Below are 15,881 nucleotides of genomic sequence, written 5' to 3' on the forward strand. Positions count from 1 at the left end.
TCGGTAAAACGACTACTGCAAAATAACGTGGGGCCCGCAGGCCCCACTTTATTTTCCCTTCCAGGTGAATTATTCCGGCAAGGCGTAAACAACCACCTGATCGCCTACCTGATCCTTCAGGATCGTATTCCCGCCTGCCACGAAGGCCACATACTGGCGACCTTTATATTCATAGACGGACGGGTTCGCTACCGCCGGAGCTTCTGCCTGATCGGACCACAGCTCTTCACCGCTCTCGACCGAGTAGGCACGCACTTTGGCATCCATTGAGGCACCGATGAAGATCACGCCGCCCGCCGTCACTGCCGGACCGCCAATGGTAGGCGAACCCCAGCTTTCCGGCATGAAGAAGCCATACTGTTGAGAAGCGCCAATCGGACGACGCCATTTCACATCGCCCGTGTGCATGTCCAGCGCCACGATTTCACCAAACGGCGGCTGCCAGCACGGCATGCCCAGCCAGTTGCTCGCCACCAGCAGACGCATACCGTACGGGGCGCCTTCCTGTGGGGCAAAGCCGCTTTCGTTGCCGGAGTCTTTGTCTGCGTTATCGTAATCCTCACGGCTGTAGAGCTTCACGTACTGAACGATATGCGAGGTGTTGACGATGGCGATCTGTTTTTGCGGATCGAACGCCACCCCGCCCCACTGTACGCCGCCAGCGCTATCGGGATAGGTTAGCGTGCCTTCGCCTTTGGTGGTTGGCGGGGTATACATTCCCTCATAGGTCAGGTTATCCCACAGACGGGAGCACTGGCCGCCACCGACGATATCCGCCAGCTTCCAGATTTCCGGTTTTTTCGACTGGTCGAGCAGCGGCGCGGGTTTGGTCGGGAACGGTTGCGTAGGTGAGAGAACTTCGCCCTGGACCGAACCATCACCCTGCGGAACCGGACGTTCTTCGATTGGCCATACGTCCTCCCCCGTCAGGCGGTTAACCACAAACAGAAAACCCTGCTTGGTGGCCTGCACCAGAGCCGGGATCTGCTTGCCGTCTACGGTGATGTCCATCAGCGTCGGGGCGGAGTTAATATCGTAATCCCAGACGTCGTGGTGTACCCATTGACGGGACCAGACCACTTTACCAGTGTTGATGTCCAGCGCGGTGGTCGAGGTGCCAAGCGGAATAGCGTCTACGCGGTTGCCGCCCCAGTAGTTGGGAGACGGCGAGGAGACCGGGAGATAGACCAGACCGTTGGCCTCATCGGCGGACATGTGCGTCCAGACGTTGGCGGTACCGGTACGCTTGCGGATCTCTGCCGGGATCGCCTCAAAGGTCCATTCAAGCTTACCGGTCTGGGCGTTGACTGAAAATACGGTGCCCGGAGGAGCTTCGGCATAGGCCCAGTCTTTCCCGGCCCAGCCCACCAGCAGGTGGTTGCCGACAACGGTTGGCGGTTGCAGGACAGAGAGCGGATACTTCGCGTTAACGGTGTTCCACTGGTTCAGATCCAGCACGCCGTTGTCCGCAAAGCCGCTGCACGGTTTGCCTGAATCGGCATCCAGCGCAAAGAGCTTACCGTCAACGGTGCCCATATAAACCATCTTCTGGCATGCCTCTCCGCTCACCGGATTTTTGGCCTGCCAGTAGGAAACGCCGCGGTTTTTCAGCACCGGCTGGGTCAGCGCCTTGCGCGACGATTTGGTGTCATAGTGCCACTTCTCTTTACCCGTCCCCGGATCCAGCGCTATCAGGCGATCGAATGGCGTGCCAATGTACAGCGTATCGTTGGCGAAAATGGGCGTTGCGGACCAGACGGTAGCTGGCGTATCGCCTTTACCATCCGAGACATCGCCGGTATGGAACTCCCAGACTTTCGTTAATTTCCCGACGTTATCCGCCGTGATTTGGGTCAGGGGACTGTATTTCTGCGCGTTAAGCTGGCCGTGGAAGCTGTCCCAGGTGGCGGTGCCGGGCACCAGCGGCGTCGCCGGCTGGCTGGCCGAGGCGGCTTTCTTTCCGTCACCGCTGCCGGTTGAGGCATCGTCGGTGGTTTTTGTGGTTCCGGGCGCCTGCTGATCGGCCGCATCAATATTCAGTGACTCCTGGGTCCCCTGAGAGGCTTCAGCGGCCTTATCCTGCGCCTGTAGCGCGAGCGGAACGACCAGCAGCGCCAGCGCCGTCATGCTGACTTTTATGAAGGGATAATGCTTATCGTTGTGCACGGGCGGCTCCTCAGCTTCTGACGTGATGGTTGTAACGGGCGGAATGGCTGCTCAGCATAATCAGACCCACCAGGCCGACCACCATGGCTGCCGTTATGATGTACTGGTGCAGCAGCGCGGCGGCGAAAGCAATACCCGCCAACACCACCAGGGTGACAATAATCAGGAAAACGCGCGCCCCGCGACGCGATGCCGCGCGTAGCATAAAGGTCAGGATCGCCAGCACTACGCTGGCAATGACCACGCCCAGTGCGCCAATGGTGCCAGTGACGCCGGTAAGCGGCGTCCACCAGGCGTATAGCGCCACCGCGAAGGCTATTATCGCGGTCAGCAGCAGCAAAATGCTGCCGACGCGCGAGGATTGAGAATGCAACATACCAGGAGTCCCCCTCTGAAAAATGCAAAATTGACCATCATTAAGGCGTTTTCGTGGATATATGCCCCTGCTGACCGCCGCTATTAAGGCAACGCGACGTGTGGAGCGGCGGCATATTTCACTAAACGTAACTGAGTATAGAAGAGGATTTTTTTATGGGGCGTTTAATAGCAGGCATAGACACCTTGTGCCCCTTCGCCACCATAAAGAGAGCGTTATGTTACAAGACGGTTCGAAAGCTACGAGCGGGTTACGTGATTGTCTACATTCTGTTTTTTAATTTGAGGCATGACGGGATAATTTCCCGCCCAATAAAATAATTAAATAAGCCCCCTTCAATATGACGCCGCCTTATGGTACTTAATAAAACAGGGTGTTTATTCTTTAATTAACAGACGTGCAGGCAGGGAAAGTCAGTCGTTATTTGTTCGTTAATTTAACAAATCCCTTTCTTAATTAACCGCCTGTTAAAGCATCGTCAAAGAATAACGATAGTTATTGCAGGCATACACATAAGGTTTACGGTATGCGAAATCAAACCCCTCCTACCCGTGACGTAATGGCGCAGCAACGACTACAGGCAGATAAAAACTAAATAAGTCGTCGCTCCTCTAACAACGCGGTAAAATATGATGAATAAAGCCACTACTCTCTCAGCTAATATTACAACACGCTCTAACTGGCACTGGCAGGATAACATCTGGACGCTGGGCCTCTATGGTACGGCCGTCGGAGCGGGAACACTGTTCCTTCCCGTGGAAATCGGCACCCGTGGTCCGGTTATTTTTCTGGTTATGCTCCTGCTGGGGCTGCCGTTATCGCTTATCCCCCATTTACTCCTCTGTCGCGTGTATATGCGTGAGGAAAAGACTGAAAACGGCACGTTGCCGATCTTCGGCTCCTTCTTCAGCGGACGGGGTGAAAAGCTGATCACCCTGTTCTATTGTGTGACCTTCTTCCCGGTAACCCTGGTTTACGGGGTGGCGCTGATTAATGCGCTGGATAATTTACTGGTGGAGCATCTGCATATTACCGCGCTCAGCCGTGGGCCATTGTCGTTTATCGTGGTTGCTGCACTGTATGTGGTGCTGAGCAAGGGTCGGGACAGGGTCGTGGCCATTATGAGCGCGCTGGCGCTGCCGTTCGCGGCATCTGTGCTGCTGATCGCCGTATCACTTATCCCGGGCTGGCATCTCTCTAACCTGACCGATACGGCCGCTGAAATGACCGCCACGCCGCTGCCGGTAACGCTGAAAAATATCTGGCTGACGCTGCCGCTTATTACCTTCTCGTTTTGCTGTGCGCCTATGGTCTCTCCGCTTAGCTCTTACTACCGGGAGAGGAAAGCGGAGGGCGAGAAAAAGGCACTGTTCGTGATCCGCATCGCCTATTTAGCCATCTTCGCCAGTATCCTCTTTTTCGTGCTGAGCTGCGTGCTGGGGATCCCGCATGACAACTTTGTGCGGGCGAAGGCAGAAAACCTGAATGTGCTGTCGGTGATGAAGGGAAACGGTGATTTTAGCCTGATTTACCACATTGCCCCGCTCATCGCTATCATCGGTATGACGAAATCCTTCCTCGGCGTAGGCCTGTCGGTTGCACAAACGTTTGGTCAGCTGGCTGCCAGCGTATCCGGCAAAAAGGCCAACGCCAGCAAGCGGCTGGCCTCTCTGGCGCTGTTCCTGCTGACCTATGGCATTGTTTATGCCAATCCGGATGTGCTCAGCCTGATTGAAATGTTCTGCGGGCCACTGATTGCGGTGATCCTGTTCCTTATCCCAGCGTACCTCATTTACACCCGCCCCTCGCTGGCAGAGCTTCGCGGCGTGACGGTGTTTCTGGTTGTTCTGGGCGGGCTGGCAACGCTGTCTGCATTGCTCTGGACGATGCTTTAGCCTGAACGCTGTTTGACTGTACCCATATACAGTAGTATTTTACGTTCAGGCTGAATCACATGCGTAACATCCATAAGGTAAACAATCATGTTTGTGGAACTGGTTTATGACAAGCGAAACGTACAGGGGCTGGAGGGAGCCAGGGAAATCATCCTGGCCGAGCTGACAAAACGCGTGCACCGGATTTTTCCTGATGCCAGCGTGACGGTTAAACCAATGCAAGCAAACGGCCTGAACAGCGACGCCAGCAAAAGCGACCGTGAAAAGCTCAACCGCATGCTTGAGGAGATGTTCGAAGAGTCGGACATGTGGTTGATACAAGAGTAACCGGGCGCAAAGCCCGGTTCTGTTTTCAACTAACAATGCCCCTGTGCATTCAGCCCGCGATTTTCCAGCATCGGTTCACTCTCAGGAGCGTGACCGCGCTACTTTTTCTCCCTGCCCTATACTTTCAGTCTGACTGACTGGAGGTTTCTATGTGTGGACGTTTTGCACAAGCCCAAACCCGTGAAGAATATCTGGCTTACCTGGCCGACGAAGGCGATCGCGACATCGCATATGACCCTGAACCCATTGGCCGCTACAACGTTGCGCCCGGCACCAAAGTGCTGTTGTTAAGCGAACGCGACGAACAACTGCACCTCGATCCGGTATTCTGGGGCTACGCGCCTGGATGGTGGGATAAAGCGCCACTGATTAACGCGCGTGTAGAAACCGCGGCCACCAGCAGAATGTTTAAACCTCTGTGGCAGCATGGCCGGGCGATCTGCTTTGCCGATGGATGGTTCGAATGGAAAAAGGAAGGCGACAAGAAACAGCCGTATTTCATTCATCGGGCCGACGGGCAGCCGATATTCATGGCGGCGATCGGCAGTACGCCGTTTGAGCGCGGCGATGAAGCCGAAGGTTTTCTCATAGTGACCTCTGCTGCGGATAAAGGCCTCGTTGATATACACGATCGACGGCCGCTGGTTCTGTCGCCAGAAGCTGCAAGGGAATGGATGCGCCAGGACGTAGGCGGGAAGGAAGCGGAAGAGATCATTGCCGACGGTGCAGTACCCGCCGACGAGTTTATTTGGCATGCTGTAACTCGCGCCGTGGGGAACGTGAAGAATCAGGGGGCGGAGTTAATCGAGGTGGCTCATAAAATGGAAAAATGAGCTGCATACCCATTATGACCAGGAAGCGATGCCGCTCGGCGTTAATCCTGGAGAATCGTTCATTCCCTTTCTTCAATCCAGTTCACAAGCTCCGCAAACTGAGTTTCTGAAAATACCGCAATACCATGTTCGGAGAGTAATGACGCTGCCACTCCCATACCCGATTTACGCTGATTACTGAAAGAACCGTTGTAGATAAACTGAGTTCCGCACGTTGGACTACCATCAGTTAACAAAGCAGCAGTACATCCTGCTTCTTGTGCTGCTCGCAGAGCCAGCCAGGCTGCAAGTTGATAATGCCCGGTAACATCTGTTCCGGTGTTTTCAATTATTCTGGCTTGTCCACGCATTACGTCTCTACCTTCAGCCAACATAATCTCGGCGGGTGGTCTCGGAACAGGTAGCCCCGCAGCCAACTCAGGGCAGTGGATCACCAGGCGCTGCTCCTGTTGCCAGCGAGCGAGTTGATGAGTCATCTGCGCTTTCTCTTTCCCGTTATAACGGACTTTAAGGCCCATCAGGCAGGCACTGACCAGTATTTTATTTATCATTGTTTAATAGTATTAAGATCCAAAACGCCTACGATTTTAACACCTTAACCCTTGTCATGAATTAAAGAATTTGACGTGGCAGCGTCTTTAGCTGGTACATAGCTGACGCTATGATCGGAGCCCTGTCCCGTGGAACTTTTTGAATAATGCCGGGTGATAATACGAAGGTGGCTGTCCTGTGACACGGCGGAACATCGTTGCGAAGGATGATGCATTATCGTATCCAAGAGTCAAGGCTACTTCATTTACGGGTTTTCCCGTTATCAACAATGCCAGCGCGCTAACCACGCATGCTCGTTGGCGCCAGACAGAAAATGACATGCCCATTTGCTTAAGGAAATGGCGACGAAAGGTGCTGTCGCTCATGAACAGCGCATTTGCCCAGCGCTCTGCTGGATCATGGATTGAGGGATTGAGTAAAAACGCCTGACAAAGAGCCAGTAGGGCCGGATGTCGCGGCAGCGGAATATCGAATTCGCGAACCGGCATAGCCGCCAGCTCCAATATCATCAGATTTATCAGTGCACGGTCACGCGTGCTTTCATACAGTGGCGGTAAATCCACTGACTCAAGCAATAGCTGACGTAATAATGGCGATACGCTAATAACTTCACAACGAGGATATTTTAAGAAGGCATTCACGAAATCTGGTTCTATATACAGACTGCGAGTGGTCACGCCAACAAATTTGACGGCGTGCATAGTTTCGGGTGGGATCCAAACAGCATGTTGTGGAGGAACAATCCACTCTCCATCCTGGGTTATGACATGCATTAATCCGGTCGCGCCATATAGCAGCTGCGCGCGGCGATGTTTGTGCTGTGGCAGCATAAATCCCTGCACATAGTCATTGCCTATCGCTACCACTTCACGATCTAGCTGCTCGACCTCTTCAATCTTTACGTTGCGCACACCCGTCTCCTTATGACCGATTTACAAAGGTAATTGAGCGCGGCGCTAATGGGAAGCAGGACGCTACCGGTATAAGCTGCGAAATCATTTTCAGGTCGAGGGTATGATTTTGAATGATATCGCAATCTTTGCGCTGGCAGGCTTTACTACCGGTATAACCACCGTGCTTTTTGGCTTTGGCGGCGGCTTTGTCGTAGTGCCATTCGTTTATCAACTAATGCTACGGCAGACCGAACTGGCACTAAACGCCATGCATATCGCGGTTGCTACCTCTACATCGGTGATGATATTTAACGCGGGCTGGGTCACCTATCGAAACTGGCGAGCTTGTGAGCTTTCATCGCAAATGTTATTCCCGTTACTATGGTTTATAGCCATTGGGGCTATCGTGGGTTCCTGTCTGGCAGGAATATTTAGTGAGAGTGTTGTTCGCGCGCTGTTCATTTTCTACATGCTGGCAACAATCAGCGATTGTTTGTTGCGTAAGGGTTTTCTCGGAGGAAGTTCTCTGCGTCGCTTGTCATTTCCTGTAGTAACGGGCGGCGGAGTGACCATTGGTATGATAGCCGCATTGCTTGGCGTGGGCGGAAGCGTAATGACGGTACCCCTGTTACGGCGCCATGGTTATGCGATGCGTGAATGCATTAGTGCTTCTAATCCGCTTTCCCTGCCCGTCGCGCTATGTGGTGCCGTGACGTATGCAGTTATTGGCTGGCAAACTATTCCTGTGAATGGATTTCTCGGTTTTATAAACCTGAAAATTTTAGGTATGTTGGTACTAACAGGCTGGGCAGGAATAGTTTTTAGCCGTCGGGTTATACCTGCTGTACCTGATATTTGGCACGCACGAATCTATGTCATGCTGCTGTTCCTGGTGTTACTGGCGATGCTATTTCAGTAACCCTCTTTTATCGCAGCGACTAATGGCCCGTAATTATACTTGTCTCAATGTACCTTTCAGACACAAAGCGGACCAAAGCGTACAAAAAACCGGGCCTCGCGCCCGGTTCTGTTTACACACTAAAAAAGCCTTACGCACTCAATCCGCGATTCTCCAGCATCGGTTCGATCTTCGGATCGTGCCCGCGCCAGTTCCGGTAAAGTTCAGCTAAATCAGTGCTGTTGCCGCGGGACAAAATCGCCTCGCGGAATTTCTGTCCGTTTTCGCGCGTCAAACCGCCCTGCTCGACAAACCACTGATAGCCATCGTCCGCCAGCATCTGCGTCCAGAGATAGGCGTAATACCCCGCCGCGTAGCCTCCGCCGAAGATGTGGGCGAAATAGCTGCTGCGATAGCGCGGCGGTACGGCGGGTAGATCCAACCCTTCTTTTTTCAACGCGGCGGCTTCAAAGGCTTCCACATCGTCAACGGGCTCCTGAATGCCGTGCCAGTTCATATCCAGCAGCGCGGCGCTCAATAGCTCCGTCATGTCATAACCCTTATTAAACTGGGTCGCGTTGAGCATTTTTTCCCGCAGCGCATCCGGCATCGGTTCGCCGGTTTGATAGTGACGGGCAAAGTGCGCAAACACCTGCGGATGGCTGGCCCAGTGTTCATTGATCTGCGAGGGAAATTCAACGAAATCACGCGGCGTGTTGGTGCCTGATAGCGTGGCATAGCGCTGGCTGGCAAACAGGCCGTGCAGCGTATGGCCAAACTCGTGGAACAGGGTGATCACATCATCCCAGGAGATCAGCGCGGTCTGCCCGTTCGCTGGTTTTTGATAGTTGCAGACGTTATAAATCACCGGACGCGAGGCAAACTCGTAAGACTGCTCAACAAAATTCCCCATCCACGCGCCGCCCGCTTTGGAATCACGCGCGAAAAAGTCGCCGTAGAACAGCGCCATGCCTTCACCCGTGTGGTCGAAAATCTCCCACACGCGAACGTCCGGGTGGTAAACCGGAATATCGAAACGCTCGACAAAGCGGATACCGAACAACTGCGTGGCGGTCCAGAATACGCCATCTTCCAGCACGGTATTGAGCGCGAAATAGGGTTTGATCTGCGACTCATCCAGCGCGTATTTCGCGGAGCGCACGCGTTCGGCATAAAACGCCCAGTCCCAGGCCTGCACCGTAAAACCGCCCTGCTCGTCGTCGATGACCTTCTGAATATCCGCCTGCTCCAGCGCAGCCCTGCCGCGCGCCGCAGGCACTATTCCGCGCATGAATTCGAGCGCCGCTTCCGGCGTTTTCGCCATCTGATCGGCAGTGCTCCAGCTCGCATAGTTGTCAAAGCCGAGCAGCTGCGCCTGTCTTGCCCGTAACGCGGTAAGCCGACGGATCAGCTCGCGCGTATCGTTTTCGTCGCCTTTCTGAGTGCGTTCCCAGCCCGCGCTGAACAACTTTTTACGGGTCTCGCGCAACGACAGCGCCGCCAGCGCGGGCTGTTGCGTGGTATTCAAAAGCGGGATCAGCCAGCGGTCCGTCAGCCCTTTTTCTGCGGCAGCGTGAGCCGCGGCAGCCATCTCCTCCGCACTGAGCCCGTCAAGCTGGTGAACATCGTCCACCACCAGCCCTCCCGCCTTGTTCGCCGCCAGCAGGCGCTGGTTGAACTGGCTGGTCAGGGTGGCGGCTTCGGTATTCAGGGCTTTCAGCTCGGCTTTTTCATCGGCGTTCAGACGCGCGCCCGCAAGAACAAAGTGCTGATACGTCTCCTCCGTCAGTCGGCGGGATTCGGCATCCAGCGCCTCGCGATCCTGCCAGACGGCTTCCACACGGGCGAAAAGCGTATCGTTTAGCCAGATATCGTTCGCCAGCCCGGCCAGTTCGGTGGAGAACTGCTCGTCCAGCGCCTGAAGATCATCGTTAGTGTGTGCGGACGTCATGGCGAAGAACACGCTGCTCACGCGCGACAGCATGGCCCCGCTTTTTTCCAGCGCCAGCACGGTGTTATCGAAGTCCGGCGCGGCGCGCTGCGCGATAATCGCGTCAATGTCTGCACGCTTCAGGCGCATTGCTTCATCAAACGCCGGACGATAATGGCTGTCGTTGATCGCATCAAAACGTGGTGCCTGATAAGGCAACAGGCTAATTTCAAAAAAAGGATTGTTGACCGACATCGTTTACTCCTGAGCACGGTATTTCTCCCCAGAGTAGGCCAGCCTGCGCTGGCCTGCAATGGCGTCATACAAATGTTGCCTTAACGACGTGCCGGAGAGCGTGCTATGTTAGTACAACACAAAAAGCGTTGAGGAACAGTGAGATGATTATTTTAGTTACCGGGGCGACAGCGGGTTTTGGTGAAAGCATCACGCGTCGCTTCGTCGCCAATGGACACAAAGTGATTGCAACAGGGCGTCGTCAGGAGCGTTTGCAGGAGCTAAAAGACGAGCTGGGTGACAGCATTCTGACCGCACAGCTGGACGTGCGCAACCGCGCCGCCATCGAAGAGATGATTGCCAACCTGCCTGCCGAATGGCGTGAAATTGACGTGCTGGTCAATAACGCCGGCCTGGCGCTGGGCATGGAGCCTGCCCACAAAGCCAGCGTGGAAGACTGGGAAAACATGATCGACACCAACAACAAAGGGCTGGTGTACATGACCCGCGCCGTGCTGCCGGGCATGGTTGAACGTAACCGTGGCCATATCATTAACATCGGTTCCACCGCCGGAAGCTGGCCTTACGCGGGCGGCAACGTCTATGGCGCGACCAAAGCCTTTGTCCGCCAGTTCAGCCTGAACCTGCGCACCGACCTGCACGGCACCGCGATCCGCGTGACCGATGTTGAGCCGGGTCTGGTAGGCGGAACTGAATTCTCCAACGTGCGTTTCAAAGGCGATGACGCGAAAGCGGATAAAACCTATGAAAACGCGAATGCGCTGACGCCGGAAGATATCACCGAAACCGTCTGGTGGGTCGCGAATCTGCCGAAGCATGTCAACATCAACACGGTGGAGATGATGCCCGTCAGCCAGACCTATGCCGGACTCAGCGTGCATCGCGGTTAATTTACCCTGCCCGGCCTGCGGGCCGGGTATGTGATGGCAGGGAAAAGAATGGTAGTATGTTCAGGTTAACTCTCTGAGAAATCACAACCCATGGCCGCTGAATCGCAACTTAATCCTACCCAGCCCGTTAATCAGCAAATATATCGCATCTTACGCCGTGATATTGTTCGCTGCCTGATCCCACCGGGAACGCCACTCTCAGAAAAAGAGGTTTCGGTACGTTTTGACGTTTCCCGTCAGCCCGTACGTGAGGCGTTTATTAAGCTTGCAGAAAACGGCCTCATTCAGATCCGCCCTCAGCGCGGAAGCTATGTCAATAAAATTTCGCTTTCGCAGGTACGCAATGGCTGTTTTGTTCGCCAGGCTATCGAGTGCGCCGTGGTGCGTCGCGCCGCGTCGCTCATCAACGATAACCAGTGTTACCTGCTGGAGCAAAACCTGCATCAGCAGCGAATCGCCATTGACCGCAAACAGCTAAACGACTTTTTCCAGCTGGACGACGAGTTCCACCAGAAACTGGCGCAGATCGCCGAGTGCCAGCTCGCGTGGGATACCGTTGAAAACATCAAAGCGACCATCGACCGCGTGCGCTACATGAGCCTCGACCATGTTTCTCCGCCAGAGATGTTGCTGCGCCAGCATCATGATATTTTCAGCGCGCTGGAAAAACGCGACGTGGAAGCCGTAGATAAAGCGATGACGCTTCACCTTCAGGAAATTAGCGAGTCAGTTCAGTTAATTCGTCAGGAAAACCGCGAGTGGTTCAGCGAAGAATAAAACCTCGCCGCCCCCTTTCGGTTGCGGCGAAGTAATTAGCGGACCACTAATACCGGAATAGTGGCGTAGCGCAGGATAGTTTCAGCATTTGAACCCAGCAGATGCGTTGTAATGCTCGGGTTTTTTGATCCGATAACAATAACGTCGTATTTCCCCTCTTTGCTGAGCTTGATGATTTCATCGCGTACGTTGCCGAAGCGAACTTCACAGTCAATATTGTCCGGGGACATATTAAAGAGCCGTTTCAGCGCCTTCATCTTCTTATCAGACTCGGCGGTCATATACTCTTCGAACTTCTTAATATCGGCATTGAACCCCCGCAGTAACGAACGGCTGCTGTTAGGGAGTATGTTGACCAGGGTGATCGTCGCGCCTTCCGCCTTCGCGAGGTTGACCGCATGGCGTACCGCTTTATCGCTCAAATCCATTTCAAACACGTCAACAGGCATCAAAATTTTCTTATACATAAGCCTGACTCCTTTTCCTATGAAGGGTTATTTTCTGCCTCCAGAATGACATTGTGGATATAAACAAAGCCTAAACACTTGCACCTAGAAACTATCAATTAAGGAAAATAACTGTCCGCTTTGTAAAGTGGTGTCCTGAACCGTCAACGCCTGCATGAAATAAGAAAAAAGTGTGAGCTTGATCAAAAGCAAATAATTTCTTTAAAGAGAGGCGTATTAATAGTGCCCCGTGAACGGCAGCCGTTGAATTAGCGCCGTAACGGATAAGTACGAGAGGAGAGAATACCATGATGACATACGACCGTAACCGAAATGCAATCACCACTGGCAGCCGCGTCATGATTAGCGGCACAGGTCAGTTCGGCGTGATTAAAGCGATCCACAGCGACGGCCTTAATGCCGAGCAGGTGCGTCGTGGTAAAACGGTTGAAGTGGAAGGATGCGAAGGTAAGTTCGAACCGATTGAGCTGATTCGTCTGGGCATGCACTAAGCTGCGCCCCGACATGCCGCCGCGGACGGCGGCATGTCATCGCGTTAAAGCCGGGCGGCGTACTCAGCAACCGTGGCCTTCGCGCCTTTTTGCAGCAACGTCTGATAAGCCTGCATGACCGCAGCCACAAACACCGCGTCCTTCGGCAGCTCGTTACCGAAAATAGCCTCAATGCCCAACAGCGCGCTAACGCGGCTTTCGCCTTCAGCGCTACCGTTTACCGCCGCCTGAATCACCGCCAGCTGCGGATCGCTCACCTCAATCGCGTTACCCTGCTCATCCACACCGCCGACATAACGCATCCAGCCCGCCACACCGAGGGCCAGCAGCGGGAAAGGTTTCTGGTGGACAAGATGCCAGCGCACGGAATCGAGCATACGCTGCGGCAGTTTCTGGCTACCGTCCATGGCGATTTGCCAGGTGCGGTGACGCAGGGCCGGATTGCTGTAACGCGCGATCAGCAGGTCAGCATAGTGAGCTAAATCCACCCCCTTCACTTTCAGCGTCGGCGCCTGCTCTTTCAGCATCAGCGCATGCGCGGCTGCGCGATAATGTTCATCTTCCATGCAGTCGTTAATGTGCTGATAACCGGCCAGGTAGCCAAGATAGGCCAGGAACGAGTGGCTGCCGTTAAGCATACGCAGCTTCATCTCTTCAAACGGAATGACATCAGAAACCAGTTCCGCACCGGCCTTTTCCCACTGGGGACGTCCGGCGACAAAATTATCTTCCACCACCCACTGACGGAACGGCTCGCAGGCGACACCTGCCGGATCGCGTACGCCGGTCAGCTGTTCGATTTTATCCAGCGTTTCAGCCGTGACGGCGGGCACAATACGGTCCACCATGGTTGACGGGAAGGTGACGTTCGCTTCAATCCAGTCTGCCAGTTCGCCGTCAACAGCGCGCGCGTAAGCGCAGGTGACACTGCGCATCACGTGGCCGTTCTCCGGCATGTTATCGCATGACATTACGCTGAATGCTGGCAGCCCCGCCACCTTACGCCGCGCCAGCGCTTCAACCACCACGCCCGGCGCCGATTTCGGCTGATGCGGGTTTTTCAGGTCGGCAACAATTAACGGATGATCGAACATCAGTTGTCCTGTTGCCGGCGAATGGCAATACCCTTTCTCGGTGATGGTCAGGGAAACAATGGCGACCTGCGGCTCGCACAGCGCCGCCAGCACGGTTTCCAGCCCGTCGACCTGCGCATGCAGCGCGTTTTTGACGACGCCGACCACGCGCGCCGTCCACGCATCGGCAGACATCTCTGCCACGGTATAAAGGTTTTCCTGTGCCTTCAGATCGGCGATCTGCTGTTCGCCGCCAATCAGGTTAACTTCGCAGTAACCCCAGTCGCTGCCCTGTTCTGCGGCGAGTATATCGGTGTACACCGCCTGGTGCGCGCGGTGGAACGCGCCAAACCCTAAATGAACAATGCGTGCCTTGAGGCTGTCGCGATCGTACTGAGGACGCGTTGCCTTCGCCTGTAATAACCGGTTTTCCATGATTGAGACTCGTTAATTAATGAACGCTGTGATCCGCTGCCGCGTCCTGATCAGAGCGGCAGCGCCTGCTGACTACACCAACTAGAATGGCAGTCGGAGTTAAAAAACGCTGCCATTAACCATACTGATACGTCGTTTTCAGATCTTGATTTACATTAACTTTTCGCCATGTGGTGTGACATCAGTGAAAAGTTGTGTGACAGGTAGCGCAAGATGTAAACCATTAACGGCGTGAAGAGAGCGCGCCGTAGGCTACCGCTTCTTTATGAGGTGCTTCGGCTGCATCTTCGGCTTCACTCAGATCGCGGTCGCGCACTTCCGGCATCAGCAACGCGGAGACCAGCCCAATCAGCGAGTACGCCACCAGCATCGCCACAATCGGCCACCAGGACCCGGTCATGTTGCAGAAGATCCCCGCCAGCACCGGACCAAAGCCCACCGCCACCAGACCGCCCGCCTCTTTGGAGATCGCCATGCGGGTAAAGCGGTTCCGCGAACCAAACATCTCCGCCATGGTGATGTTTTCCAGCGCAAACAGCCCGAGCACCGCAAAGTTATGAATAACGATGATAGAGAGCATAATCACGCCCGGCGCGTAACTCTTGTCAACGATAATCGACAGCATCGGGTAAGCCAGAATAATGGCTGAAATGTTAAGGATGATATACGGCAGACGGCGCCCCACTTTATCGGACAGCCAGCCCAGCAGCGGGATGGAGACGAAGCCGAGAATCGAGCTGATCATCAGCGCATCGGTTGGGATCGCCTTATCAAATAACAGCGTTTGCACCAGATACCCGGCAAGGAAGGTCTGGATCAGACCAGAGTTACCGGCCTGACCAAAGCGCAGCCCCGTCGCCAGCCAGAACGATTTGCTCTTAAACATCGCGCCGACCGAGGTATCCTGCGCAGCAACCTGCGCAACGGCTTCGGCGTCGTTAACCTTCTCAAACACCGGACTCTCTTTAAGGTTCATACGCAGCCAGATGGCGAAGATCATCACCACCACGCTGGCGAGGAACGGCACGCGCCAGCCCCAGGCAATAAGTTCTTCACGGTCAAGGGCAAAGAACATCACGGCCCAGATCGCCGTGGCGCTCAGCGTCCCGCAGTTGGTGCCCATGGCCACCAGCGAGGAGATGATGCCGCGTTTACCCTTCGGCGCGTACTCTGCCAGCATGGTACCCGCGCCGGAGATTTCTGCCCCCGCGCCCAGCCCCTGAATAATACGCAGCGTCACCAGCAGCACCGGTGCGAAAATCCCGATCTGCGCATAGGTCGGCAACACGCCGATTAAGGTGGTGCAGATCCCCATCATGGTGATGGTGATAAACAGCACTTTTTTACGGCCAATTCTGTCGCCCATTCTGCCGAAGATAAATGCCCCGACGATACGCGCGATGTAGCCTGCGCCGTAGGTGCCCATCGCCAGGATCAGCGCCATGGCCGCGGACTGCTCAGGGAAGAAAATTTCATGGAACACCAGCGCGGCGCCAAGGGAGTAGAGCTGGAAATCCATAAACTCCAGGGCGGTGCCCAGCCAGCCAGATACGGCGGCTTTCACCAGATCTGACGTACTTCTTTGAGGTTGTGCTTGAGTCATAATGGCTATCTCTGAAAGGT

General features: G+C 54.6%; 15 protein-coding genes. 7 read left to right on the forward strand and 8 right to left on the reverse strand.

All coding sequences use genetic code 11. From position 1 onward, the window contains the following. Window positions 1-69 precede the first annotated feature (69 nt). Window positions 70-2,166 carry a pyrroloquinoline quinone-dependent dehydrogenase gene (locus ACNQ0W_RS08795; protein ID WP_062932644.1) on the reverse strand — a complete coding sequence of 699 codons (2,097 nt, stop codon included), beginning with the start codon at window positions 2,164-2,166 and terminating at the stop codon, window positions 70-72. 10 nt (window positions 2,167-2,176) lie between these two features. Further along, entirely contained in the window at window positions 2,177-2,542 is a 366-nt protein-coding gene (locus tag ACNQ0W_RS08800; protein WP_062932643.1) for a hypothetical protein, read from the reverse strand. 632 nt (window positions 2,543-3,174) lie between these two features. Here ACNQ0W_RS08800 and ACNQ0W_RS08805 point away from each other — a divergent pair. The 3 genes from ACNQ0W_RS08805 to ACNQ0W_RS08815 all read left to right on the forward strand — a co-directional run bounded on the left by ACNQ0W_RS08805 (window position 3,175) and on the right by ACNQ0W_RS08815 (window position 5,597). Continuing rightward, the gene (locus ACNQ0W_RS08805; RefSeq protein WP_080454675.1) at window positions 3,175-4,437 is read left to right on the forward strand and encodes an amino acid permease; all 1,263 of its coding nucleotides are present in this window, start codon (window positions 3,175-3,177) and stop codon (window positions 4,435-4,437) included. An 87-nt stretch (window positions 4,438-4,524) separates the two neighbouring features. Then, window positions 4,525-4,764 carry a DinI family protein gene (locus ACNQ0W_RS08810; protein ID WP_003857390.1) on the forward strand — a complete coding sequence of 80 codons (240 nt, stop codon included), beginning with the start codon at window positions 4,525-4,527 and terminating at the stop codon, window positions 4,762-4,764. Between the two features lie 149 nt (window positions 4,765-4,913). Further along, on the forward strand, window positions 4,914-5,597 hold the full coding sequence (locus tag ACNQ0W_RS08815; RefSeq protein ID WP_062932642.1) for an SOS response-associated peptidase: 684 nt from the start codon (window positions 4,914-4,916) through the stop codon (window positions 5,595-5,597). 59 nt (window positions 5,598-5,656) lie between these two features. Here the strand turns inward: ACNQ0W_RS08815 and ACNQ0W_RS08820 are convergent, their stop codons facing one another. Next, on the reverse strand, window positions 5,657-6,148 hold the full coding sequence (locus ACNQ0W_RS08820) for a DUF523 domain-containing protein (protein WP_062932641.1): 492 nt from the start codon (window positions 6,146-6,148) through the stop codon (window positions 5,657-5,659). A gap of 108 nt (window positions 6,149-6,256) precedes the next feature. Beyond that, window positions 6,257-7,060: an AraC family transcriptional regulator gene (locus ACNQ0W_RS08825; RefSeq protein WP_062932640.1), complete on the reverse strand. Its 804-nt coding sequence runs from the start codon at window positions 7,058-7,060 to the stop codon at window positions 6,257-6,259. Between the two features lie 109 nt (window positions 7,061-7,169). Between ACNQ0W_RS08825 and ACNQ0W_RS08830 the strand changes: the two genes are divergently transcribed. Next, on the forward strand, window positions 7,170-7,961 hold the full coding sequence (locus tag ACNQ0W_RS08830; RefSeq protein WP_062932720.1) for a sulfite exporter TauE/SafE family protein: 792 nt from the start codon (window positions 7,170-7,172) through the stop codon (window positions 7,959-7,961). A 130-nt stretch (window positions 7,962-8,091) separates the two neighbouring features. Here ACNQ0W_RS08830 and dcp read toward each other — a convergent pair whose 3' ends face one another. Further along, window positions 8,092-10,125 carry a peptidyl-dipeptidase Dcp gene (gene dcp / locus ACNQ0W_RS08835; protein WP_062932639.1) on the reverse strand — a complete coding sequence of 678 codons (2,034 nt, stop codon included), beginning with the start codon at window positions 10,123-10,125 and terminating at the stop codon, window positions 8,092-8,094. A 143-nt stretch (window positions 10,126-10,268) separates the two neighbouring features. Here dcp and ydfG point away from each other — a divergent pair, with 143 nt between their 5' ends. Together ydfG and ACNQ0W_RS08845 are read left to right on the forward strand one after the other, a co-directional pair. Beyond that, entirely contained in the window at window positions 10,269-11,015 is a 747-nt protein-coding gene (ydfG, locus tag ACNQ0W_RS08840) for a bifunctional NADP-dependent 3-hydroxy acid dehydrogenase/3-hydroxypropionate dehydrogenase YdfG (RefSeq protein ID WP_015570609.1), read from the forward strand. Between the two features lie 90 nt (window positions 11,016-11,105). Beyond that, window positions 11,106-11,792 (forward strand): GntR family transcriptional regulator, encoded by a 687-nt coding sequence (locus ACNQ0W_RS08845; protein WP_003857403.1) that lies wholly within the window; start codon window positions 11,106-11,108, stop codon window positions 11,790-11,792. A 35-nt stretch (window positions 11,793-11,827) separates the two neighbouring features. On the opposite strand, the gene ACNQ0W_RS08850 is transcribed toward ACNQ0W_RS08845, so the two are convergent. Next, a complete protein-coding gene (locus ACNQ0W_RS08850) occupies window positions 11,828-12,259 on the reverse strand; it encodes a universal stress protein (protein ID WP_062932638.1) in 432 nt (143 codons plus the stop codon). 287 nt (window positions 12,260-12,546) lie between these two features. On the opposite strand from ACNQ0W_RS08850, the gene ydfZ reads away from it, so the two are divergent. Next, window positions 12,547-12,750, forward strand: coding sequence for a putative selenium delivery protein YdfZ (gene ydfZ / locus ACNQ0W_RS08855; protein WP_003857405.1), 204 nt, complete (start codon window positions 12,547-12,549; stop codon window positions 12,748-12,750). A 44-nt stretch (window positions 12,751-12,794) separates the two neighbouring features. Here ydfZ and ACNQ0W_RS08860 read toward each other — a convergent pair whose 3' ends face one another. Both ACNQ0W_RS08860 and ACNQ0W_RS08865 read right to left on the reverse strand, forming a co-directional pair. Beyond that, window positions 12,795-14,258 (reverse strand): mannitol dehydrogenase family protein, encoded by a 1,464-nt coding sequence (locus ACNQ0W_RS08860; protein WP_062932637.1) that lies wholly within the window; start codon window positions 14,256-14,258, stop codon window positions 12,795-12,797. A 223-nt stretch (window positions 14,259-14,481) separates the two neighbouring features. Next, the gene (locus ACNQ0W_RS08865; protein ID WP_062932636.1) at window positions 14,482-15,861 is read right to left on the reverse strand and encodes an MFS transporter; all 1,380 of its coding nucleotides are present in this window, start codon (window positions 15,859-15,861) and stop codon (window positions 14,482-14,484) included. Between the last annotated feature and the right edge of the window lie 20 nt (window positions 15,862-15,881).

Origin of the sequence: Enterobacter cloacae complex sp. 6730903 (genome assembly GCF_048283985.1) — a bacterium.
Classification (GTDB): Bacteria; Pseudomonadota; Gammaproteobacteria; order Enterobacterales; family Enterobacteriaceae; genus Enterobacter; species Enterobacter hormaechei_C.